General features: G+C 72.1%; 19 protein-coding genes and 1 pseudogene. 11 read left to right on the plus strand and 9 right to left on the minus strand.

Annotation, left to right across the window (positions count from 1 at the left end; genetic code table 11):
- The first annotated feature begins 678 nt into the window (after positions 1–678).
- Both V5O46_RS18380 and V5O46_RS18385 read left to right on the plus strand, forming a co-directional pair.
- On the plus strand, positions 679–1,275 hold the full coding sequence (locus V5O46_RS18380) for a hypothetical protein (protein ID WP_332885698.1): 597 nt from the start codon (positions 679–681) through the stop codon (positions 1,273–1,275).
- A gap of 965 nt (positions 1,276–2,240) precedes the next feature.
- Positions 2,241–2,834, plus strand: a complete 594-nt coding sequence (locus tag V5O46_RS18385) for a hypothetical protein (RefSeq protein ID WP_332885699.1) — start codon at positions 2,241–2,243, stop codon at positions 2,832–2,834.
- Between the two features lie 619 nt (positions 2,835–3,453).
- Here the strand turns inward: V5O46_RS18385 and V5O46_RS18390 are convergent.
- The 4 genes from V5O46_RS18390 to V5O46_RS18405 all read right to left on the minus strand — a co-directional run bounded on the left by V5O46_RS18390 (position 3,454) and on the right by V5O46_RS18405 (position 6,637).
- Complete coding sequence (locus V5O46_RS18390) at positions 3,454–4,095, minus strand: hypothetical protein (protein ID WP_332885700.1); 642 nt, start codon at positions 4,093–4,095, stop codon at positions 3,454–3,456.
- 71 nt (positions 4,096–4,166) lie between these two features.
- Entirely contained in the window at positions 4,167–4,937 is a 771-nt protein-coding gene (locus V5O46_RS18395; protein ID WP_332885701.1) for a hypothetical protein, read from the minus strand.
- Complete coding sequence (locus V5O46_RS18400) at positions 4,934–5,653, minus strand: hypothetical protein (RefSeq protein ID WP_332885702.1); 720 nt, start codon at positions 5,651–5,653, stop codon at positions 4,934–4,936. Before V5O46_RS18400 ends, V5O46_RS18395 begins: the two co-directional genes overlap by 4 nt.
- A 69-nt stretch (positions 5,654–5,722) precedes the next feature.
- On the minus strand, positions 5,723–6,637 hold the full coding sequence (locus V5O46_RS18405; RefSeq protein WP_332885703.1) for a hypothetical protein: 915 nt from the start codon (positions 6,635–6,637) through the stop codon (positions 5,723–5,725).
- A gap of 154 nt (positions 6,638–6,791) precedes the next feature.
- On the opposite strand from V5O46_RS18405, the gene V5O46_RS18410 reads away from it, so the two are divergent.
- On the plus strand, positions 6,792–7,508 hold the full coding sequence (locus tag V5O46_RS18410) for a 2-phosphosulfolactate phosphatase (RefSeq protein WP_332885704.1): 717 nt from the start codon (positions 6,792–6,794) through the stop codon (positions 7,506–7,508).
- A gap of 550 nt (positions 7,509–8,058) precedes the next feature.
- On the opposite strand, the gene V5O46_RS18415 is transcribed toward V5O46_RS18410, so the two are convergent.
- Positions 8,059–8,763, minus strand: a complete 705-nt coding sequence (locus tag V5O46_RS18415; RefSeq protein WP_332885705.1) for a GntR family transcriptional regulator — start codon at positions 8,761–8,763, stop codon at positions 8,059–8,061.
- A 168-nt stretch (positions 8,764–8,931) separates the two neighbouring features.
- On the opposite strand from V5O46_RS18415, the gene V5O46_RS18420 reads away from it, so the two are divergent.
- Positions 8,932–9,465, plus strand: coding sequence for a YbhB/YbcL family Raf kinase inhibitor-like protein (locus V5O46_RS18420; RefSeq protein ID WP_332885706.1), 534 nt, complete (start codon positions 8,932–8,934; stop codon positions 9,463–9,465).
- A gap of 8 nt (positions 9,466–9,473) precedes the next feature.
- Positions 9,474–10,166, plus strand: a complete 693-nt coding sequence (locus V5O46_RS18425) for a metal-dependent transcriptional regulator (protein ID WP_332885707.1) — start codon at positions 9,474–9,476, stop codon at positions 10,164–10,166.
- Between the two features lie 92 nt (positions 10,167–10,258).
- Here the strand turns inward: V5O46_RS18425 and V5O46_RS18430 are convergent, their stop codons facing one another.
- The gene (locus tag V5O46_RS18430; protein ID WP_332885781.1) at positions 10,259–10,954 is read right to left on the minus strand and encodes an NEW3 domain-containing protein; all 696 of its coding nucleotides are present in this window, start codon (positions 10,952–10,954) and stop codon (positions 10,259–10,261) included.
- Here V5O46_RS18430 and V5O46_RS18435 point away from each other — a divergent pair.
- Positions 10,841–11,638 (plus strand): hypothetical protein, encoded by a 798-nt coding sequence (locus V5O46_RS18435; RefSeq protein ID WP_332885787.1) that lies wholly within the window; start codon positions 10,841–10,843, stop codon positions 11,636–11,638. The genes V5O46_RS18430 and V5O46_RS18435 overlap by 114 nt on opposite strands.
- A gap of 10 nt (positions 11,639–11,648) precedes the next feature.
- Here V5O46_RS18435 and V5O46_RS31955 read toward each other — a convergent pair.
- Positions 11,649–11,786: pseudogene (locus V5O46_RS31955) on the minus strand (hypothetical protein); the annotation flags it as partial.
- A gap of 119 nt (positions 11,787–11,905) precedes the next feature.
- Between V5O46_RS31955 and V5O46_RS18440 the strand changes: the two are divergent.
- A complete protein-coding gene (locus V5O46_RS18440) occupies positions 11,906–13,315 on the plus strand; it encodes an MATE family efflux transporter (protein ID WP_332885782.1) in 1,410 nt (469 codons plus the stop codon).
- A 27-nt stretch (positions 13,316–13,342) separates the two neighbouring features.
- On the opposite strand, the gene V5O46_RS18445 is transcribed toward V5O46_RS18440, so the two are convergent.
- Entirely contained in the window at positions 13,343–13,819 is a 477-nt protein-coding gene (locus tag V5O46_RS18445) for a MarR family winged helix-turn-helix transcriptional regulator (RefSeq protein WP_332885708.1), read from the minus strand.
- 75 nt (positions 13,820–13,894) lie between these two features.
- Between V5O46_RS18445 and V5O46_RS18450 the strand changes: the two genes are divergently transcribed.
- The 3 genes from V5O46_RS18450 to V5O46_RS18460 are packed head-to-tail and all read left to right on the plus strand — an operon-like array spanning position 13,895 to position 17,930.
- Complete coding sequence (locus tag V5O46_RS18450) at positions 13,895–14,584, plus strand: (2Fe-2S)-binding protein (RefSeq protein WP_408649014.1); 690 nt, start codon at positions 13,895–13,897, stop codon at positions 14,582–14,584.
- A 2-nt stretch (positions 14,585–14,586) separates the two neighbouring features.
- Entirely contained in the window at positions 14,587–15,702 is a 1,116-nt protein-coding gene (locus V5O46_RS18455) for an FAD binding domain-containing protein (protein ID WP_332885709.1), read from the plus strand.
- Positions 15,699–17,930 (plus strand): xanthine dehydrogenase family protein molybdopterin-binding subunit, encoded by a 2,232-nt coding sequence (locus tag V5O46_RS18460; RefSeq protein WP_332885710.1) that lies wholly within the window; start codon positions 15,699–15,701, stop codon positions 17,928–17,930. The genes V5O46_RS18455 and V5O46_RS18460 overlap by 4 nt, the downstream gene beginning before the upstream one ends.
- A 91-nt stretch (positions 17,931–18,021) precedes the next feature.
- On the opposite strand, the gene V5O46_RS18465 is transcribed toward V5O46_RS18460, so the two are convergent.
- The gene (locus V5O46_RS18465; RefSeq protein WP_332885711.1) at positions 18,022–18,378 is read right to left on the minus strand and encodes a VOC family protein; all 357 of its coding nucleotides are present in this window, start codon (positions 18,376–18,378) and stop codon (positions 18,022–18,024) included.
- A 359-nt stretch (positions 18,379–18,737) separates the two neighbouring features.
- Between V5O46_RS18465 and V5O46_RS18470 the strand changes: the two genes are divergently transcribed.
- A complete protein-coding gene (locus V5O46_RS18470) occupies positions 18,738–20,333 on the plus strand; it encodes a S8 family peptidase (protein WP_332885712.1) in 1,596 nt (531 codons plus the stop codon).
- Positions 20,334–21,087: the final 754 nt, after the last annotated feature.

The following is a 21,087-nucleotide window of genomic DNA, read 5'->3' on the forward strand; positions in this document are numbered from 1 at the left end:
CGCTGAGTGTGGGGTGATGGCCGGGTTGGCCGCAGGTTCGAGTCCCCGGCAGGAGCCACAAAACATGGCTGGTCGTGTCCGGGGCGCTGATCTGCGGATTTGCGCCACCGTGGCGGTTGAGGGGCGGTCCCGGCTGGTACCGATCGACTTGGGTGAACGGTGATGAGGGGTTGCCGAGGTTTCGGTGGCGTCCTTGTACCGGCGGAGGCCGACTCTGATCCTTCGGCCGGAAAAGGCCAGGATACCGGTGCCGTGGCGCATTTTTGTGGCATTGGCGATGCAGACGTACGCGAGTGCAGCGGGCGCCGAGACTGGTCGTCCTGACGAGTGGAGTACCTCGTTGCCGCCGCAGAGAAGTGGCTGTTGGGGATCTGCGAATGCCTTCGCGCCCGGACTCACGTGAGGAAAGTGACCTTGGAAGTTGGGGAGTTCTGGGCACACCGTGCTCGGGCTCATGATGCGATAGCTCGGGTGGAGGTGCTCCGTCTCGGTACCAAGCGTCCGCCGCGCGTCAAGGTCCGCTTCACCGAGGACGAGGAAGAGGGCCGCGAAGCTTGGGTGTCGCCCTCTCAGCTGCACGTACCGTGGGAGGAGGCTGACTCTTGGCCGGCGAGGGAGCGCCGCAGGCGGGAACTGAGCGCGGCTGGGCCTCCCCGTGACGCCCCCGAACGCTGTGCGGTGGACACCGTATTCGAGGCCTGTCCATGGGAGGAACTGGCGAGCGTCGGCTTTTCACGGCACGACGACGGCGTCTTGTACGTCCATGACGTGACGGCGTTCGCCGCGGCACTGGAGGAGAGCACGGACTTCCTCACCGGTGACCCGTTGACCGTCCTTCACGATGACGGGAGTGCGGAGGCGCCCTGGCCCGTGACGCTGGCGTGCGCGCGCAAGGGCGCCACCTTGCACGCCGAGCGGGTCATGGCCGATGTGGAGCGGGACGAGCAGCGTGCCCAGCGAGAGGCGATCTACGGTTCGTATACCCCCGGGCGAGGCAGACGGGAGGGACATCACTTCAGTCCCGAGGTCTGTGCCGAGGTCGACAAGAAGTACAAGCCCGCCCGAGACCTTGTACGGCAGTGGTGTGGTGAGCAGGCCGTCGAGGCCTACGCCGAACTCCGCTTTCTACGGGCCGAGGTTGTCAGGATCGGCCGAATCGTGGAGCGGGCCGTCGGCATGCTTCGGCAAGCGGGCCGGGACAGGGACGCTGCGAAGATCGAGGCACAGTTCGAGATCCCCGTTGCGGAATTCCGCAGGATGCGGCCGCCCGGTTGAGCCCTCCGTGGGCCGATATCAATGCTTGGTCGGCGACATCATCGTCCGTGGCGTGTGAGCAGGAGAGAGATGGTCAAGCCTTCCCTGAACGAGCGCCAGTCGAAGGTGCTCCGCTGGATCGCCGAGGGCTGCGCCTCGGGTACCTGGGACGAGGACGACTTCACCTACAAGACCAGCGCGCAGGCGCTGCAGAACCGCGGGCTGGTGAAGATCGCCAGACGTGGTGGCGTGTGGAGCGCCGAGATCACAGCCGCAGGTCGTCACTACCTTGAGCACGGGACGTATCCCACGCGAACGGTGCCGCACGAGCACGCCGTGCGGCACACCAAGCCCCGAGCTTCTTCGACGACGGCGGCTACGGAACTGAGCACGCCGCCGCAAGACCCCTCTCCAAGTGATCCCGCGGCCCGAGGGGACGTGGTTCCCCCGACACACAGGCGACGTAAAGAAGCGAAGCAACCGCGGAAGACGCTTGGAGAGCAGCTCATCGACGATCTCCTCGCAGCCGCGGTTCGCTCGTGGTCAAGCAGGAGTACGGGGCAGGGGCACCCAATTGGACGGCTCGGATCAGATCGGCGCAGTTCTGCGGGAAGCTGCCCGCGGGGAAGGAGCTGGTCCACCGCTGGAGGGCGGGAGGGTACGAGATCACCATCCAGGACATGCCGGCGTGGAAACTGGCTGTTCCGGACCCCGTCCCCGTTCCGGAGCGGCTCCACCGGCCGCATGACATCGTGGTCGCGCTCCGGGACGGAGAGCCCGCTCTGGGCCTGAGCAAGTCGGTCCAGCCACGAGCACTGCGCCTGGTGCAGGCCATCGTGACGGAGGCGGAGCGTCGGGGACACACGGTACGGCTGGCCCGTGGCGGACACCACGGACACCGCTCACGCCGATCGGACGGGGACGGCCTCTTCACCATCACGGCCCAAGGGCAGGCGTGTGGCGTCTCGCTCGGGCAGGAGCGGGACATGATCGAGCACGTACCCACGGCGAAGGAGCTTGCCGACGCTGAGCGGTATTCCTGGGTCAAGGTCCCCGAATACGACCACGTGCCCTCCGACCGCCTGACCATCACGCTCAACGGAGGAATCCCCCACCGTCAGTCCGTGTGGAGAGACACAGCCGACCGTCCGCTGGAAGACCAACTGCCGGAGATCCTTCAGGAGGTGGACCTGCGGGGACAGGCCGCCGAACGCAAGCGTGCCGAGGAAGAGGAACAGGCCCGGCTCAAACAGCGCCAGTGGGAGGCGGCGGTGCGGCAGGCCCGCCACGACTACGCCGAGGCCTTCCGTGTCCGCGCGCTGGAACGGCAGGAGAAGGCATGGCGGCAGGTCGCACGGCTCACCGCCTACCTGACCGCGGCGGGCGAGCGGATCGACGCCATGCCACAGGGCACCGAGCGCACCGAGGCGGAAACCTGGCTGTCCTGGGCGACGGACCACGTACGATCACTCGATCCACTCACCCGGCCGCTCCGCATGCCCCGAGTGCCCGAGCCTGGTCCCAGCGACTTGGAGCCCTTACTGAACGGCTGGAGTCCGCACGGACCCTACCGGAGGTGAGCAGGAGCCGGAATCGCGTCCTTTGAGCTCCAGGGGGGACGGTGCCGAGTGGAGCGACCCCCTGGCAGGGGACGCGGAACATGGGAACGGAGAAGCCACCGGTCGCGGGGTGGGCAGTTGGTGATCCAGATGGGCATCCAGCTGAGTCGGTAGACCGATGATGCTCTGCCGCAGGTTCGAGTCGTCGGCGGGGCACCAGGCAGATGGGAACGGGGGCGGGCGGTGGTCGCCGGGGGCGCGGATCACCGTCGAGGCCACTCTGTACCTGTGAAGCGGCTCGGTCGTTGGCCGCAGGGCCGAGTCTCCGGCGGGAGCCACGATCAAGGGCTGGTCGTGATGCGCCCGCAATAACGTGCGGAGATTCGCCCGTCGGCACGTTGCCGATGCGGGACGCCATCTGACGCGACGCGTGAACACACAACCCAGTGAACCTTCCCGCTCACAGCGCTAAATAGCCAAGTAGGGCCACCGTCGGCTGCGCGACGGCGTCGTCGCCCTGAACGTCGGGCTCGTATCTGCGGTGGCCAGGGCTGCCCACAGGGAAACGGCCGGGTCCTTGCCGACGAGTGTTTCGTGGAAGGCGGCGGAAGTGCCATGTAGCAAGCCGGTAGAGGGCCTGTCACGAAATCGTTGGTGGCGGAGGTGGGGGCGGCCCGGCGGAGGGAAGGGCTTGTGCCCGTTCCGCCGCCTGCAGTTGACGTTGGTGGCCCACGCCGAGGACAGCCGTATGGAGTACGCAGGCAGTGAATATGACGTCGACGCCAATGGCCAGCCAGACCCACAAGGTGACATCGGGCGCGATCCAGCTCGGTGGCACCTCACCTTCGGGGTCGTAGAAGACGCGGATCTGGTCGCCGACCTGCGCACCCCGGCATCCGCCGAACGGGCCTGAGATGTGAGCGCCGTCGTCCTTGCGTAGCTCGCATGTCGAGTTGACCCGGGTCTGCTCCCTGGCGACCACCACTCCCTCGACCCATTCACCACGCTGGCTCAAGGCACGGTCCTGGATCAGGAACAGGCCGATGGTGAAGAGCACGGCGGCGGAGGCGAAGAAGGTCAAGGTGAGCGCCAGGCGCTGGCCGGTGTGTACCGCGAGCAGCCAGAGGAGCCCGAGGGCCACCGCGAGACCGGGAAGCATGAGCCAACGGCTGATGATCCCGGAGAGCATCGCGCCGTCGAGGAAAGCCAGGACGGCCGTTCCGGCGTAGAAGTGCCGGTCGGGGAGCCGTCGCTCCAGCTTGTCGAGCCATGCGGGACCCACAGCTCACCTCGTCCCGTTCGTCATCGCCGCCTCTGCCGGACGTGGTGCCTCGGCACCGTCAGTGAGGTGGCTTACCAGTGCGCGGGCATGACGGGCCAGGTCTTCTCTTCGGAAACTCTCGCACGGGCCTCCCCCAGCGCCCACACGTAGTGCCGCAGCCCCTTACCGATAGCCCAGACGCTGGCAGCCACGATGACTGTTCCCGCGCCCACTCCTCCCAGCTGGAGGTAGATGCCGCTGTCCTCCTGGCCGACGTCGCCCATCAGAGCGGCGAGGGCGACAACCGCGCCGGTCCTGAGGGGGACGACGGGCACCATCATCCATGCGAGCGACTTTCCTGACAGAAAGACCAGGTAGCGGCGCCCGTCCAGCGGAACACTTTCCTTCCAGGGCTGCCCCGCGCGCATCAGGTCCCAGGTAGAGGCGAGTGGTTGTGGGATGTTCCCAGGCGGAAGCGATCGCGATGCAGGTTGGCGGTCGAGCGCCGTCCACGCCTCCAGGAGTTCCTGCGCGGCTCGGCCACGTCGCACCATGCGCACGAACGCCACAGCGGCCACGCCCATGACGAGCAGCGAGATGACCGCCAGCATGACAGTCACCACGAGATCCGCCCCTCCGGGATCGTCAAGGCCGCGGTACCAGCCGATTCCGGCCGACACCACGAGCCAGCCTCCAGCGATCACCACTGTGGCCAGTCCGGTCCACAGCATGTCCCGCATGGCCACACTGCGCCGGGACAGGATGGCGACGGCTGCCGCACGATCCGTCAGGAGCTTGGCACGGTCGAACCAGGTCAGGGTCTGCGGGTCCGGCGGAAGGCTCAATGTGTTTCCGGGCTTCACGACGACGCACCGTCCACGGCAGCATCCAGTTCTTCAAGGAAGGTCGATTTCCCGGCGATGAGGGCCACGATGCTTGCCATCGCCAGTACCTGCTCGGCGTCCAGACAGTTGCCGACGACCAACAACCCAGGTCCACCCCCCGGCGGGCAGGCCAGACAGCCAGCCAGTCCGAGCTTCGCGAGGGGACGGGGCGCCTCAGGCTCGTCTGCGTCGGCCGCTGCCAGCTTCGGGAACAGTTCGACCTTGTCGGGCGAAAGCAGCTCCGGCTGAGAGATGATCCCCATGCCGAGTCCCATCTCGGTGGGAAAGGACTCGGTGTAGGCCTGTCGGCCCTGCAGTCCCTGGCCGAAATGCCGCGCGAGAACCTCTCCGAGGTTCACGTCCTGGTTGACCGCAGGTACCTCGACGACGCCGATGCTGATCTGCCACACCGCCCTGCCGTACTCGCCGTCGGGTACCGCAACGACCCCGTGCGTGATCACACCCTGGTCCAGCAGGACCCGCCGCCAGGCCATCAGGGCGTCGGTGTACGCCTGACGCACATCAGCGGGCTTGTGCGGATAGCTTCGGCCGATGAGGTCGGTGCAGCGCAGCCGCGCGGCGTCCTCGTCGTCGCCGTCGGCGAGCAGGTCGAACCAATCGGTCGGCGCGTACAGCAGCACGGAACCGAGCGCATCCTGCCGTGCGGAGACTTCGAGGGGTGGGGAGACGGTCATGTCATGCCATTCTGCAGGTATGGAATGCCGGCACGGAGGCAAGGGGCTGGGCACTGGCTGTGTCTGAGGTCACTTCTTGTCCCTGAGCGGCGCCGGCGTAAGGGCATCGGGCCACTCGTCCTTACCCGGCCCCTTCGTCTGGTCACCCGGGATGGTGTACTTCCCGAGGTCCCACATGAGCTGCGCTCCTCCACCGGGAACGAGCGCCGCGGTGTTGGCTGCCCAGTTGGAGGTGAACTGGGCCACTTTCAGTCCGAACTCGCCCCCTTGCAGGACACGACCGGGTTGTGTGAGAACACCTCGGAAAAAGCCATAGGGTGAAGCTCCGGCCATCTTGCCGAGTTGGCTGCCGAGGCGGTAGGCACCGAAGCCGAAGGTCAGCGCAGCGGCGTCCGCGAGCACGGTCGGGTCTTTCAGCGCGTCGAGGAAGCTCCCCGTCTCGCCGACCTTCTGCAGATAGTGCGCCCCGAGGGCGACAGCGCCGAGGATCAGTGCGGGGGCGGCCAGGAACTGCAGCGCAGGGACAAGGGACAGCAGGCCGAGCACAGTGCTGGCGAACCCGGCCACGTTGCCGATGAACTCGAAGACCCAGGCGTATTCCTTGAGGAAGTCCGTGACCTCGTCGAGGATGGCTTCGCCGAGTTCGGCGGCCATCTTGGCGAAGTCGGCGATGGCCTCACCGATCTTGTCCCAGATCCCCGGCTCGTTCGGCGCGATGTCCATCGCGTGCTTGAGCCGGTCGGCGACGGCCTCGCCCTCTTCGACGTAACGTTCCCGCAGGCGCTCGGCCCGCCCGCGTATCTCCTCCAGATCGGCGTTGGCGCTGTGCAGGGAGCTTTCCTTGCCGCTACGCTTCTCCTCCTGCCGCTCCTGCTTCGCCTTCTCCTCGGAGGTCTGATCCCGCAGCCGGTCCGCGAAGCCCGGCTTGGGTGGCATCTGGTCGAGTTCCCGCTGGAGCCCGGCCGCCTTGTCCTTGGCCAGCACGGTCGGGTAGACCGGCGTCCAGGCCGCTGGAGCGGATCGAGCGCTCGGAGACCTCGCTGGGATGCACCCACATAGTCGCCTGGTCGGAGCCTTGTGGGGCAGCTCCCGTCAACGTGCCTTGTGGACCGTTTCAGCGGGCTGCGAACATCCCGGCATGGAGTCGCGAGTAGGCGGAATACCCGGCGTGGACGGCACCGAGCAGGTGGCCGTCGTGATCGATGTGATGCGGGCGTTCACCACTGCCGCATGGGCTTTCCACCGCGGGGCAGACAAGATCGTTCTCGCTGCCGACGAGAGCGAGGCACTGGCGATCAAGGCGTGTCACCCGGGCTGGCTCGCGCTCAAGGACGGGGCACCCGTCAGCGGGTTCGACCTGGTCAACTCTCCTGGTGTGATTCAGGAGACGGACCTGGCCGGTCGCACCGTGGTCCAGAAGACCACTGCGGGAACGGTTGGGGCTCTGGCGGTTGCCGAGGCGGAACTGGCGCTGTGCGCCAGTTTCGTCGTGGCGGGCGCGACGGCCCGAGCCCTGGCGGATGCCGACGCCGACTCGGTGACGTTCGTGGCCACCGGCGAGGACGGCCGCGCCGCCGAGGATCTGGCCTGCGCCGAGTACCTGGAACGGCTGCTGGCCGGTGAGCGTCCCGGCAGCGGCCCCTATCTGCAGCGCGCCCGTACCTCCCCAGCCGCGGACGACCTGCGCACCGGACTGCGCCGCGGTGCTCACCCCGCCGACGTGGAGCTGTGTCTGGAGGCCGACCGGTTCGACTTCGCCATGAAGGTCGGGCTCGAGGAAGGGATGGCAGTGCTGCGGCCGCTCCGGACTCGACCAGATGCGGTGTCCGCTGTACACGCACGCGGTGGTCCGTGAGCCCGTTCCCGCCTCACCCTGACGCGAGGGAATGGGACGGCCCGGGCGGAGCGGGTGAGGTCCGGATAGCGCGCCCCGAGAGTCGGTGACCATCTGCACGTTCATCCCGTGCTTCTTGCTGTGTGCCGGGGTGGAACGGGCGGTCGGTGGCGATCCGGCCGATGGGCAGCCGGGTGGTCGGAGTGTCAGGACGTGGCGTGGGGTCGGACGGCTCGGCTGCGGTTTCCGCGCGGGACGGCCGGGGCCCGGCGGGCCTTGCCGCAGGCGCTGACCCCTCGCGCCCTTCCTTCGAAGGCGCTCGAAGGCGCTCGAAGGCGCTCGAAGGCGCTCGAAGGCGTTCGAAGGCGTCGGGCGTGCGGCTGTGGCCCGGACCGAAGCACGCGCCGCTGTCCCGGGCCGAGCCGGTCCGATGATCGCCCGGTGACGGCCGGGGCGGAGACGTGGACCTGGCGAGTCTCCCTCGCCGTGGCCCGGGACGAGAAGGTGACCGGCTTCGCGGACGCCACCGGTCGGGATCGTCCGCAGGACCGGGGCCGACGGCACCCCCCGCTCAGTTTTCCTCCGCCGTTTCGCCGTGGGTGGGGCCGGTCAGTCCGGACGCGGTCCGGCTGAGGTGCCGGGCCAGCACGCGGGCCGCGGTCTCGGCGTCGCGGGCCAGCGCGGCCTCCTCCAGGCGGCGGTGTTCGGCGGCACCGTCCCGGTCGGGGGTGCGCTGTGCCGACCAGCGGCGGGCCAGTTCGCTCGCCGTCCACATGCGGTCGAAGGTGTCGAGCAGGACGGGATTGCCGCACCCCTCCAGCAGGGTGCGGTGGAAGACCCGGTGGGCTTCGGCCCATGCGTCGCTGTAGTGCTCGCCCTCCTCCGGTACGTACGGCGGGGTGCGGGCCAGGCGGTGGTGGGCGGCTCGTACGCGGGCCTCCCAGTCGACGTCGCCGCGCTCGACGGCCATGCGCAGCATGACCGGTTCGACGGCCCGGCGGGCTTCCGCGATCTCCTGCCACCGGTGATCGGAGAAGGCCGGGACGGCGAAGCCGCGGTTGGGCAGCCGGTCGGCGAGTCCTTCGCCGACCAGCCGCACGAGCGCCTCGCGTACGACGGCCAGGCTCACGCCCCGCTCCTTGGCGAGGTCCTGCGGTTTGAGGGCGTCACCCGGGGCGTGGTTGCCGCGCATGATCGCGTCCCGTAGGTGTGCGTGGACTTGCTCGGAGAGCATCTGCTTCCCCGGAGAGGCTGCGGTGTGGGCCGTCTGCGTCATGGCTCCACCATAGACGATCCAGGTAATAATCGATTATCGATGCTATGGTCGATTCAGCGGCGACGGGCGGTGGCCGTGACCGTGGGCCGTGCCCCCGCGTCACGCCCAGCGCGCCCCGCCGGCCGTATCGCCACCCACCTGACAGCCCGGCCCGAAAGGAACGACGCGATGAGCGCCAACGACCCCTTCGCCCGCCTCCCCGAGGCGGCCTCCTTCACCGTCACCAGCACCACCGTCGCCGACGGCGCCGCCTGGCCGCCCGAGCAGTTCTCCTCCGGTGTGCCCGGAGGCGGGGACGTCTCCCCGCAGCTGTCCTGGAGCGGAGCCCCGGACGGCACCAGGAGTTACGCCGTCACCGTCTACGACCCCGACGCCCCCACCGGGTCCGGGTTCTGGCACTGGGCGGTCGCCGACATCCCCGCCACCGTCACCGAACTGCCCGAGGGGGCCGGCGACGACACCGGATCGGGGCTGCCCGAGGGGGCGTTCCAACTGCCCAACGACGCCCGCGCGGCGCGCTTCATCGGCGCGGCGCCGCCCGCCGGGCACGGTCCGCACCGCTATTTCGTCGTGGTGCACGCCCTCGGCGTCGAGTCCGTCGGCGTCCCGGCCGACGCCACCCCGGCCGTCCTCGGCTTCACCATGGCCGGCCACGTCCTCGGCCGTGCGGTGCTCACCGCCACCGCTGAAACCCCGGCCTGACGAACGCCATGTCCCGGCTCATCGACACCACGGAGATGTATCTGCGCACCGTCCTGGAGCTCGAGGAGGAGGGCGCGGTCCCGCTGCGCGCCCGCATCGCCGAGCGCCTGCACCAGAGCGGCCCCACCGTCAGCCAGACCGTGGCCCGCATGGAGCGCGACGGTCTGCTGCGGGTCGCCGGCGACCGGCATCTGGAGCTCACCGGGGAGGGCCGGCGCATCGCCACGCGCGTGATGCGCAAGCACCGGCTCGCGGAGTGCCTGCTCGTCGACGTGATCGGGCTGGAGTGGGAGCAGGTGCACGCCGAAGCCTGCCGCTGGGAGCACGTGATGAGCGAGGCCGTCGAACGCCGGGTCCTGGAGCTGCTGCGGGACCCCACCGAGTCGCCGTACGGCAACCCGATCCCGGGCCTGGAGGAGCTCGGCGGGAGACGCACGGTGGATCCGTCCCCCGACGAGAGCACGGTCAGCCTCGGCGATCTGGAGCCCGGGCCGAACGGCGCGAGCGTGGTCGTCCGGCGCATCGGGGAGGCGGTCCAGACCGACCCCCGGCTGATGCGCACCCTGCGGCAGGCCGGAGTGCGGCCCGGCGCGGACGTGAGGGTGACGTCGTCGCCCGGCGGCGTGGCGGTCGGCAGCGGAGGGCGGGCCGCCGAACTCCCCGCGCGGACCGCCGCGTACGTCTTCGTGGCCGAACGCTGAGCCCTGCCGTGGCCGGCAGGCCGATCGCCGGGCCCCGCCGGAGCCGGCCCGATGCCGTGCCCGCGCATGCTGCGGGGAGGAGGGACTCCCGGTCACGTGCATGACCGAGACCAGCCGGTCTCCTCCGTGGGGCCCGCGGGCACCCCGGGCGCGTTGACGATGTTCCAGCCCTCGGGCGGGGTCTGCGTCCAGCCGAGGACGTCCTCGGGGACGTTCAGGTCGACGGCGGGGGCCGGCAGCGGCAGCAGGGACTCGAAGTCCTCCACGAGGAGCCGGCCGCGCAGGTCCGGGCCGACCGTGACGGCGAGCTCGGCGTCCGCCTCGGCTCCGCCCCCGGCACCGTCCTGAAGGGCGCCGGTGACGGTGGTGGTGAGCGTGGCCGTGGAGCGGGCGGCGGAGCCGTCCGCGGTCACCGTCCAGCCGAGGGTGGCGGTGCCGCCGGCCTCGACGCCCGTCGGGATGTCCCCGGAGGGCCGGGCCGACCAGCCCGCCGGGACGGTCAGCCGGGCCGTGAGGGCGCCGATCGCCTCCCGGCCGGAGTTGGTCACGGTGGCGGTCACCTCGACTGGCCTGCCCGGCGAGACGACGGCACCGGCGGTCCGCGGCGAACTCGCCGGGGCGGACAGTGCGACGCCGAGGACCGGTGTGACCGCCGCGGTGGTACGGGTGTCGGCGTGGACGAGGAGCCCGTCGCCGTCGCCGTACGCAGCGGCGACCAGGGCGCCCGTGGTCGCGTCCCCGGCAGTGGTGACATGGTGGACGACGTCCGCGGCGGCCCCGGCACGCAGTCGGCCCGGGGCCCGGCCGACCCGCTCGACCGCCCAGCCCGCCGGGGCGACGAGGGCCGTCGTGAGGTCGGCGAGTGTCTCGGGCCGCTGTTGGTGAGGGTGACGGTCACCAGGGACGGGATGCCCTGGACCAACGTGCCGCCGTCGACGGCGATCTCCGCGGTGAGCGTCTCGGGCAGGCCGCCCGCCGGGTCGGTGGTGCCCGGTCTGCCGTCGCCGATGCGGCCGGTCGTCCGACGCAGGAAGAGCGGCTCGTCGCCATCGAGGACGACCACGTCGAACCAGCCGTGCTCGGGCAGCGGCAGCACCACCCGCCGGGACCGGCCGGGCGCCAGCCGCACCTCGCGCAGCCGGTCGCCGCCGCGGCCCCTCCGGTACGTGGACTCGCCGACCAGCAGGGTGCGGGTGCGCTCCGACGGGTTCTCGCAGCCCACGGCGACCAGGCGGGCCCGCCGGTGCCACCAGCCGTCGTTCCACGCGGACGTGGCGTCGGCGAAGCCGTGCGGCAGCGAGCCCAGGTACTGGATGTCGCTCTCCTCGCGGCCCGCGGCCCGCGGCGACGGCGGAGGCGCGGACGGAGAACGGCAGGACGTCGTCTGCGCCGGCCTGCGGCTGCTCGAAGACGCTGCGGCCGGTCGGCAGCCACAGCGCGGTGCGGTACGCCGAAGCCCCGGACACCCCTGAGCCTGCCGAAATAGTTGTCGAAGGAACGGTTCTCCTGCATCAGGATGATCACATGCCCGATGTTGTCCAGGCCGCCGGCCGGCATGGGTGCGGCCATCGCCTTCACGAGCGACGGCGGAAGAAGGGAAACGGCGGCCCCGCCGGCCATCGCGCCCAGTGCCCGGCGCTGGGATATCGCAGTCACGGGGAGGAACGGTAGGGATGCGGCAGAGGTGCCCGCTAAAGGCTCGTAAGCCCTTTCGGTTGATGTTCGTTCGTCCGTGGCAGATGTTGGTGAACCGTCCGTCCGGGGTTCTCCGCGCTCGGGGGAGCGCCTCCGACGGCCCGGGCGGCCCGGACGGGGCGGCGGCGCAGGGGAGGGCGCGGCGGATCGCGGGGGCGGCGCTGCCGCTCTGCCTCACCATGATCGCATCGTCGGCGGCGTCGGTGGTGGACACGGCCGTCCTGGGACGGCACGGCACGGGCCCGCTCGCCGCGTTCGCCGTCACGATGGCCGTCTTCGGCCCGGCCGCCGCCGCGGTGTCGGGGGCGATGCGCGGGGTGATGCCGTTCGTCTCCGAGCACCGGGACGATCCGGACCGGCTGCTGCCGGTGCTGCGCAACGGCATGTGGCTGGGCATCCTCGTCGGCGTTCCGGGCGCGGTGGCGGTGGCGGCGGTCCCGGTCATCGGCAGGGCCGGCGGGGTCCCGGAGTCGACCCTCCGCGAACTGGGCGCGTTTCCCTGCCTGCTGGCCGGTGCGGTCGTGGTGATGTCGGTCGGTGCCACCGCCACCTCGGCGCTGGTCGGCCTGGGCAGGAGCAGGGCGGTGCTGCGCTCCGGCATGGCGGGCACGGTGGCCGCGGTGGTGCTGTCGCTCGTGCTGGTCGGCGGCGCCGGCTCCTTCGACGGCCTCGGTCTGCCCGGTGCCGGCGTCGCGATGCTCGTCTCCGCCGCGGTCAACGCCTCTCTCGCGCACCGCCTGCTCCGCCGGAGCACCGTACTGGCCGGGCGACGTCCGGGCCTCGGCCGGCCGCGTCCGCGCGAGGTGCTCCGGCTCGCCGGGATCGGCATCCCGCTCGCGGCCACCGTGCTCATCAAGTTCGCGGTGCTGGGCGTGCTGGCGTTCTCCGCGGCCCGGATCGGCACCGACAGCGCGGCCGTGCACAGCATCGCGCTGTCGCTGGTGAATCCGGTGTTCACGGCCGCCGTGGCGGTCGGCCAGGCCACGGTGCCGCTGATGGCGGACCCGGTGAGGCGCGGCGACGTCGCGGAGATCCGGCGCACGGCGTCGGCCGGGGTGGGGGTCGCCCTGGGCGCGGTGGCCGCTCTGGCCGGCCTGCTCGTCCTGGCGGGCGGACCGGTGATCTCGGTGTTCACCCACGACCCCGGCCTGCGCGGCAGGCTGCTGGAGCTGCTGCCCCTGGTTCTTCTCACCGTCGTCGCCGACGCCGTCCAGGCGGTCCTCGGCTTCGGACTGGTCGGCATCAGGCGTACGCTGCCCAGCCTGGCCGTGTTCGCCGTCTGCTACGGCCTGCTCGCCCTGGCCGCCGTCCCGGTCGCCGCCGCGGGCGGACTGGCCGGGCTGTGGCTCGCCCTGGCCGGCGCCAATCTCCTGCTGGCCGCGGGGCAGGCGTACTTCTTCCGCTCGTGCAGCGGCTCGCTGGCCGCGGCGGATCCGGTGCGGGTGAACGCCTGAGGCCGTGCGGGGCCCTCCGGGTCAGGGTCAGCGGAACGGGGCCAGCACCGTCCGGCCGCCGTCGACCTCTTCGGCCAGTTCGTGGAGGGCCGTCGAGCAGCGGCGCAGCAGGTCGATGAGCAGGTCGCGTTCCTCGGCGGTGAACGCGTCGCCGAGGCGCCGCTCGACCGCCACCGCCGCCGTGTCGGCCACTGCGAGCGTGTCCTGCCCGGCCTCGGTGAGCCGGGTCTCCATGGCGTTGCGGTGATAGGGGTGCGGGGTCCGGGTGACCAGGCCCTTGGTCTCCAGGTTGGACAGGATCGTCGCCACGGTCTGGGGTGTCACCAGGCACAGCCGGGCGAGGGCGGCCGCCGACGCGCCCGGGTTCTGCGCCAGTACCACCAGCACCGTGTACTGGGGGACCGTCAGGCCCGCGGGCTTCACCGCCGCCTGCTTGAGGGCGATGAGCTCCAGCTCCACCCGCTTGACGTGGTGGCCCAGGCGTTCTGTGACCGGCATCTGCATGTCCGCATGGTACTCACGCCCGAGAATGTTGACAGAGTATTGGCTATGAGCAGAGTGCAGGGTACTGTCAGTGTCATGGCGTTACGAGATGCAGAGAACGCGAGGAGCGCGGGGTGCGGCCGTTCCGCCGACGGCGACAGCCCCGCCGAACCGGCCGGCGGCGGGGTGCAGCGCCGGTCCGTCCTGGTGGCCGGGGTGTCGGCGGGGGCGGCCGGCGCGGTCGGAGCCGCCGTGACCCGGGCCGCCCCGGCGCATGCGGCACCACCGCAGGACGGGCCCGAGCGGGAACCCCGGCCGACCGAGACGGTCACGGTGGCGCTCACCGTCAACGGCCGTACCCGTGACCTGGAGCTGGACGTCCGCGCCAGCCTGCTGGACACGCTGCGCGACCGGATCGGGCTCACCGGCACCAAGAAGGGCTGCGACCAGGGCGCCTGCGGGGCCTGCACGGTCCTGGTCGACGGGCGCCGCACCCTGTCCTGTCTGACGCTGGCCGTGCGCTGCGAGGGGCGCGAGGTCACCACGATCGAGGGGCTGGCCCGGGACGGCGAACTGCACCCGATGCAGCGGGCCTTCGTCGCGCAGGACGGCTTCCAGTGCGGCTTCTGCACCTCCGGCCAGATCATGTCGGCCGTGGCCCTGCTGGCGGAGGACCCCGGCGTGCCCGCCGCACAGGTTCCCGAGCTGATGAGCGGCAACCTCTGCCGGTGCGCGGCCTATCCGCACATCGCGGACGCCATCGCCCAGGCACGGAAGGAGATGTGACGGTGCGACCGTTCCAGTACTCCCGGCCGGACGACGCGGCGGAGGCGGTCGGCCTGCTCGCCGCCCGGCCCGGCGCCCGGGTCGTCGCGGGCGGCACCGACCTGGTGACGCTGATGCGGGACGGCGTCCGCGCCCCCGCCCATGTGGTGGACATCGCGGACCTGCCGTGGGACGAGGTGGTGTGGCAGCCGGACGGCGGCGTCCGGATCGGCGCGCTGTGCCGCAACGCACCGCTCGACCCCCGGCTCCGCCAGAGCTACCCCCTGCTGGCCCAGGCACTGGCGTCCGGCGCGTCACCGCAGATCCGCACCATGGCCAGCTTCGGCGGCAACCTCCTCCAGGCCACCCGCTGCCCGTACTTCCGCATGCCCGAGTTCCCCTGCAACCGGCGTGACCCGGGCTCCGGCTGTGCCGCCGCCGACGGCGGTGACAGCTCCCGCCACGCGGTGTTCGGGGCCACCGGATCCTGTGTCGCCGTCCACCCCTCGGACCTGGCGGTCGCCCTCCGGGCGCTGGACGCCACCGTCCACCTGGTGGGACCGTCGGGCCGGCGCAGCATCCCCGTGGGGGAGCTGCACCGCCTGCCCGGTGGGGCGCCGCACCGCGAGCACGCGCTGCGGCGTGGCGAGTTGATCGAGTCCGTGCAGCTGCCGCCGCAGCCGGAGGGCCGGCGCTCCCGCTACCTGAAGTTCCGCGACCGCGCGTCCTTCGCGTTCGCCCTGGTCTCCGTGGCGGTCGCCGTCGACGTACACGGCGGAGGGGTCCGGCGGGCACGGATCGCGCTGGGCGGCGTCGCGGCCAAGCCGTGGCGCTCCGTCGCGGCGGAGCGCGCGCTGACCGGGCGCCCGCTGGACCCGGAGACGATCGACGCCGCCGCGCGGGCCGCCGCCCGGCGGGCGCGGCCGCTCCCCGGCAACGCCTACAAGGTGGAGCTGATCCGCCGCTGCGTCCGCCGCGCCCTCACCGAGACCGCCGAGCACCCCGGTACCGCCGACGCCGGCGGCACCACCGACACCCGGTCGCCCGGCACCGGCACCACAGGCACAGGCACGGGCACGGGCAAGGGCAAGGGCGCAGGCACGGGCACCACCGGAACCGAGACGGGAGGCCGCCGATGACCGGCACCCAGGAGCCCCTGGGCGCGGCACTCGACCGGGTCGAGGGGCGGGACAAGGTCACCGGCCGCGCCGTGTACTCGGCGGACGTCCGGCTGTCCGGAACGGCGCACGCCGTGATGGTGACCAGCACCGAGTCGGCCGGCCGGATCCGGCGCATCCACACCCGCGCCGCCGAGGCCGCCGACGGTGTGCTGGCCGTCCTCACCCACCGCAACCGCCCGGCCTGGAAGGGCGTCCCGCCGGTCCCCTTCGCCGCCGAGCCCCGGCTGCCGCTGACCGACGACCGGGTGCTGCACGCCGGGCAGCCGCTGGCCCTGGTCGTCGCCGAGACACTGGAGCAGGCCCGGTACGCCGCCGCTCTCGTCCGGACCGACTACCGCACCCACCGGCCGGTGCCCACCCTCGACGACGCGCTGCCCGACGCCTACGTGCCCACCGACAGCCCGTACCTGGTGCTCGGCGCGCCCGAGTCGCTGCGCGGCGAACCCGAGCGCGAACTCGGCGCCGCCGAGATCACCCTGACCGGCCGATACCGCACCGCCGCGCTGTCGCACGCGCCGATGGAGCCCTCCTCGACGCTCGCCGCCTGGGAGGAGCCGGACCGGCTCACGCTGTACGACTCCAGCCAGGGAGTGTTCCGGCACCGGCCCGCGGTGGCCGCCGCGTTCGGCCTGCGCGAGGACCAGGTGCGGATGGTGTCGTCACTGGTCGGCGGCGGGTTCGGCAACAAGTCCTTCGTCTGGGCGCACACCTTCCTGGCGCCGCTCGCCGCCCGCGTGGTACGCCGTCCGGTCCGGTTGACCATCGACCGCAAGCAGGTCTTCACCGGCACCGGCCATATGCCGCAGACGCTGCAGACCGTCCGGCTCGGCGCGGACCGCGACGGCCGGCTGAGGGCGGTGATCCACGAGAGCGTGAACCCGACCTCCTTCGTCGTGGACCGGCACGAGACCACCGCCCAGGCCGCCCGGGTGATGTACCCGGTGCCGCATCTGCGGACCACCACCAAGGTGGCCCGGGTGAACACCAGCACGTCGGGGGCGATGCGCACCCCCGGCGACAGCCCCGGCATGTTCGCCCTGGAGTCCGCCATGGACGAGCTGGCCCACATCACCGGCGTCGACCCGCTGGAACTGCGTCGCCGCAACTACGCCGAGGTCCGCCCCGAGGACGGCCGGCCGTGGGGCGGCAACCGGCTGCTGGAGTGCTACGCACTGGGCGCCCGGGTCTTCGGCTGGGACCGGCGCGAGATGCGGCCCCGCTCCATGCGGGACGGCAACGACCTCGTCGGCTGGGGGATGGCGTCGGCGATCCGCGTCGAGCACGCGGCAGCCGCCGGCGCCGTGCTGGAGATCCACCGGGACGGCACGGCCGAGGTGCGCACCGGCACGGTCGAGATCGGCGGCGGCACCCTGACCACCATGGTGCAGGTGGCCGCGTCCGGCGCCGGGATCCCGCCCGGGCGGGTCGGCATCCGCGGCGGAGACACCGAACTGCCGGCGGCCGCGCCGACCTTCGGCTCCCGGACCTCGGGCAGCACCGGCAGCGCCGTCCATCTCGCGGCGGCCGACGCCCGGCGCACCGCGATCCGCCTGGCCGTCGCCGACGCGGGCTCCCCGCTGCACGGTCTCGCCGAGGAAGATGTCACCGCCGCCGACGGCAGGCTGTTCGCCCGGGCGGACCCGGGGCGCGGGGAGACGTACCAGGCGCTGCTGGCCCGGCAGGGCAGGCGGTCGATCCGCGGCGAGGGCGACTACGTCCCGGCCGCCGACCAGGACCTGGCGCTGTCCACCTTCGGCGCGCACTTCACCGAGGTGCGGATCGACCGCGACCTGCCGCGGGTCCGGGTCACCCGGCATGTCGGGGTCTTCGACTGCGGGCTGGTCCTCAATGCGCGGACCGCCCGCAACCAGGCCCGGGGCGGCATCATCTACGCCCTCGGCAGCGCCCTGATGGAGCAGCTCGTGCCCGACCCGGTCTCCGGCCGGATGGTCAACCCCGCGCTCACCGACTACCACGTGCCCGTCCACGCCGACATAGGCAGCATCGACGCGCGGTTCGTCGGCCGGGCCGAGACGGAGGCCAACCCGCTCGGCGCCAAGGGCCTCGGCGAGGTCTGCGCGGTGGGCGTCGCGCCGTCCGTCGCCAACGCGGTGTTCCACGCCACCGGCCGGCGGATCCGCGAGCTGCCCCTGACCCCGGAGAGGCTGCTCGCCGCGGAGCGCTGAGGCGCGGAGGCGTCGGGCGCGCGTCCGGGCGGAACGGGGGAGCGTCCGGGCGGAACGGGGGAGCGTCCGGGCGCGGCGGGGCGCGGCCCGGTCAGCCGTGGCGGAGATGGCGCAGGACGTTCACCACCCGCCCGTCCGGGTCCCGGACGAAGAACCGGCGCACGCCCCAGTCCTCGTCGGTCAGCGGGTGGACGATCTCGGCACCGCGGTCCCGCATCGCGGCGTACGCGGCGTCGACGTCGTCCACCTCGATGCTCAGGTCCGGCACCACGGGGGCGGTCAGGTCCTCGCGCATCAGGCCGACCTGTGCGGTGGGGTTGCCGGGCGCGGCGAGCGTCCTGATCCAGCCGAGGTCCATGACCTCCGCCAGGCCCAGCACCGCGTAGAACTCCGCGCCGTCCTGCGGCGACTCGGTCTGCACATTGGGCACCACGCGGCGTACGGACATCGCGCAACTCCGGGGCGGTGAGGGGGCGGTGGCCGGGCCAGCGTAACGGACCCCCGCGCGCGGCCGGGGGAGGCGGCGCGGGCTCCGGGGCGTCCGGCGGGCCCGCCGGAGCCGCCATGGTCAACGGGCCGCTTCGGACCGACACTTCCGGCCACGTCCGTGCCGGTGGGCCCCGCAAGAACCTGGCGTATCGCGCCAAAGCGCCGCAGGGGCTCTTGTGCAATTCCTCTACAGGCCTCAATCTTTTCGGCTGACGCACAAGTGCCGGTTCTCTGGTTGACATGACCATGACTAAAGGACCGGTCTGCTCGGCGTGCACGAACCCCACCACGCACCACCGACTGAGGAGGACCCCTCACATGGCAGTGCTGCGTCACCCCAGCAGACCCGAGCGCACCACCCGGCGAAGACTGGCCGCCATAGGCGCGATAGGCACCGCGGCGCTCACCGCGGGCCTGGTCACCGCTCTCCCCGCGGGCGCCGCCCCGGGCGCCGCCGAGGGCACCGTCCAGTACGCGGGCGCCCCGAACGCCGTCACCGACAGCTACATCGTCACCCTCCGGTCCGCGAAGGCATCCTCGGCCGAGGGCCGCGCCGTGGCGAAGAGGCACGGCGCCGACATCGAGCGCACCTACACCAAGGCCCTCAACGGCTACGCGGTCGAGGCCTCCGAGACCGAGGCGAAGCGGCTCGCCGCCGACCCCGCGGTCGCGTCGGTCGTCCAGAACCGCACCTTCAGCATCACCGCCACCCAGACCGACCCGCCCTCCTGGGGCCTGGACCGCATCGACCAGCGCAACCTTCCGCTGGACGACTCCTACACCTACCCGGACCACGCCGGTGAGGGTGTGACCGCGTACGTCATCGACACCGGCGTCCGCATCACGCACAACGACTTCGGCGGCCGGGCCTCCTACGGCTACGACGCCATCGACGACGACAACACCGCCCAGGACGGCCACGGCCACGGCACCCACGTCGCCGGCACCGTCGCGGGCAGCGCGCACGGCGTGGCCAAGAAGGCCGACATCGTGGGCGTCCGGGTGCTGAACAACCAGGGCTCCGGCACCACCGCCCAGGTCGTCGCCGGCATCGACTGGGTCGCCCAGAACGCCGTCAAGCCGGCCGTCGCCAACATGTCCCTCGGCGGCGGCGCCGACAGCGTCCTCGACGCGGCCGTCCGCAACGCCGTCGCCTCCGGCGTCACCTTCGCCGTCGCGGCCGGCAACGAGTCCACCAACGCCTCCACCCGCTCCCCGGCCCGGGTCACCGAGGCGATCACGGTCGGCGCCACCGACTCCGGTGACTCCCGCGCGTACTACTCCAACTACGGCTCGGTCCTGGACCTGTTCGCCCCGGGCTCGTCCATCACCTCGGCCTGGAACAGCAGCGACTCGGCCACCAACACCATCTCCGGTACGTCGATGGCCACCCCGCACGTCGCCGGAGCGGCCGCCCTGTACCTGGCCGACAACCCCTCGGCCACGCCCGCCCAGGTGGGCTCCGCGCTGACCTCCGCCGCCACCACCGGCGTCGTCGGCAGCCCCGGCTCCGGCTCGCCCAACCGGCTGCTGTACGTCGGCGAGGGCGGCGGCAACCCCGACCCGCCCGGTGACCGCTTCGAGAACACCGCCGACTACGCGATCAACGACAACTCCACCGTGGAGTCCCCGGTGACCGTCTCCGGTGTCTCCGGCAACGCCCCGTCGTCGCTCGCCGTCGAGGTGGACATCCTGCACACCTACATCGGTGACCTGCGGATCCAGCTGATCGCCCCCGACGGCACGGCGTACACGCTGAAGTCGTACGGCTCCGGCGGCAGCTCGAACGACATCCACACCACGTACACCGTCGACGCCTCCTCGGAGAGCGCCAACGGCACGTGGAAGCTGCGCGTCAGCGACAACGCCTGGTGGGACACCGGGCGGATCGACGCCTGGGCGCTGCAGTTCTGAGGCGTGCGGTTCTGAACTGACGCCCCTGGCGGGCGCCGGAACAGGCGCCGGCCGAACTCGTCCTCGCGGCACGGCCCGGGTCACCGACCCGGCCCGCCGCGAGGACGAGCCACGTGTGGCGGTGCACCGAACAGCCCGGCCCGGTCCAGCAGATCGTGGTCCGCCGCGATGCCGTACGCCGCCGTCGTCCCGTCCGGCACCGGCGGCCGGGGCGCCGCCGAGAGCCTCCGCAGCCCCGCAGCCGGGGGCCCGCCTCCCCGTACGGCTGCTGCGGCCAGGCAGCACCGGGTGACGCTCCGGCGGGGACGCCGAGCCCCGCGCCCAGCACCCGGCCCGGCGCCGTGCCCTCCTCGCCGAGCGGCGGACGCACCTCGACCGCGCTGTCGCCCGGTACCCTCGGCCCGGTGACCGGACCGTGCGGCATGTCCGCCACGCCTATCGGGCCCAGCAGCCCGCTGCGGCGGAACAGGCCCTGAGCTCCGCCCCCTTCCACGGCCCCGCTCGGGCAGAGGCGGCTTCCCCCGGAAGGGCGGCCGCCGCCGGGCGCGCAGCGCCGGCGAACCCGCGAGCACCGTCCCGGTGGCGTCCCTCACCCGCGCGGGCAGCTGCCGAGAACACCGTGCCGCCGCCCGCGGTGGCCGCCCGGCGTGCGGTCGGGCCGTACACCGCCCGCACCGCCGCCGTGTGCCGGACGGTCCCCCCTGTGCAGGTGCCGCCCGTCGCCCCGCTTACGATGCGCTGTCCGTACGGCCGT

The sequence above is a fragment of the Streptomyces poriticola genome, from assembly GCF_036689765.1.
In the GTDB taxonomy this organism is placed as follows: Bacteria; Actinomycetota; Actinomycetes; order Streptomycetales; family Streptomycetaceae; genus Streptomyces; species Streptomyces poriticola.

Excerpts from the sequence above, each read along its gene's own strand:
- V5O46_RS18385 (WP_332885699.1), top strand. The coding sequence starts at position 2,241 with ATGATCGAGCACGTACCCACGGCGAAGGAGCTTGCCGACGCTGAGCGG.
- V5O46_RS18400 (WP_332885702.1), bottom strand. The coding sequence starts at position 5,653 with ATGACCGTCTCCCCACCCCTCGAAGTCTCCGCACGGCAGGATGCGCTC.
- V5O46_RS18410 (WP_332885704.1), top strand. The coding sequence starts at position 6,792 with ATGGAGTCGCGAGTAGGCGGAATACCCGGCGTGGACGGCACCGAGCAG.
- V5O46_RS18415 (WP_332885705.1), bottom strand. The coding sequence starts at position 8,763 with ATGACGCAGACGGCCCACACCGCAGCCTCTCCGGGGAAGCAGATGCTC.
- V5O46_RS18420 (WP_332885706.1), top strand. The coding sequence starts at position 8,932 with ATGAGCGCCAACGACCCCTTCGCCCGCCTCCCCGAGGCGGCCTCCTTC.
- V5O46_RS18425 (WP_332885707.1), top strand. The coding sequence starts at position 9,474 with ATGTCCCGGCTCATCGACACCACGGAGATGTATCTGCGCACCGTCCTG.
- V5O46_RS18440 (WP_332885782.1), top strand. The coding sequence starts at position 11,906 with ATGTTGGTGAACCGTCCGTCCGGGGTTCTCCGCGCTCGGGGGAGCGCC.
- V5O46_RS18445 (WP_332885708.1), bottom strand. The coding sequence starts at position 13,819 with ATGCAGATGCCGGTCACAGAACGCCTGGGCCACCACGTCAAGCGGGTG.
- V5O46_RS18450 (WP_408649014.1), top strand. The coding sequence starts at position 13,895 with ATGGCGTTACGAGATGCAGAGAACGCGAGGAGCGCGGGGTGCGGCCGT.
- V5O46_RS18460 (WP_332885710.1), top strand. The coding sequence starts at position 15,699 with ATGACCGGCACCCAGGAGCCCCTGGGCGCGGCACTCGACCGGGTCGAG.
- V5O46_RS18465 (WP_332885711.1), bottom strand. The coding sequence starts at position 18,378 with ATGTCCGTACGCCGCGTGGTGCCCAATGTGCAGACCGAGTCGCCGCAG.
- V5O46_RS18470 (WP_332885712.1), top strand. The coding sequence starts at position 18,738 with ATGGCAGTGCTGCGTCACCCCAGCAGACCCGAGCGCACCACCCGGCGA.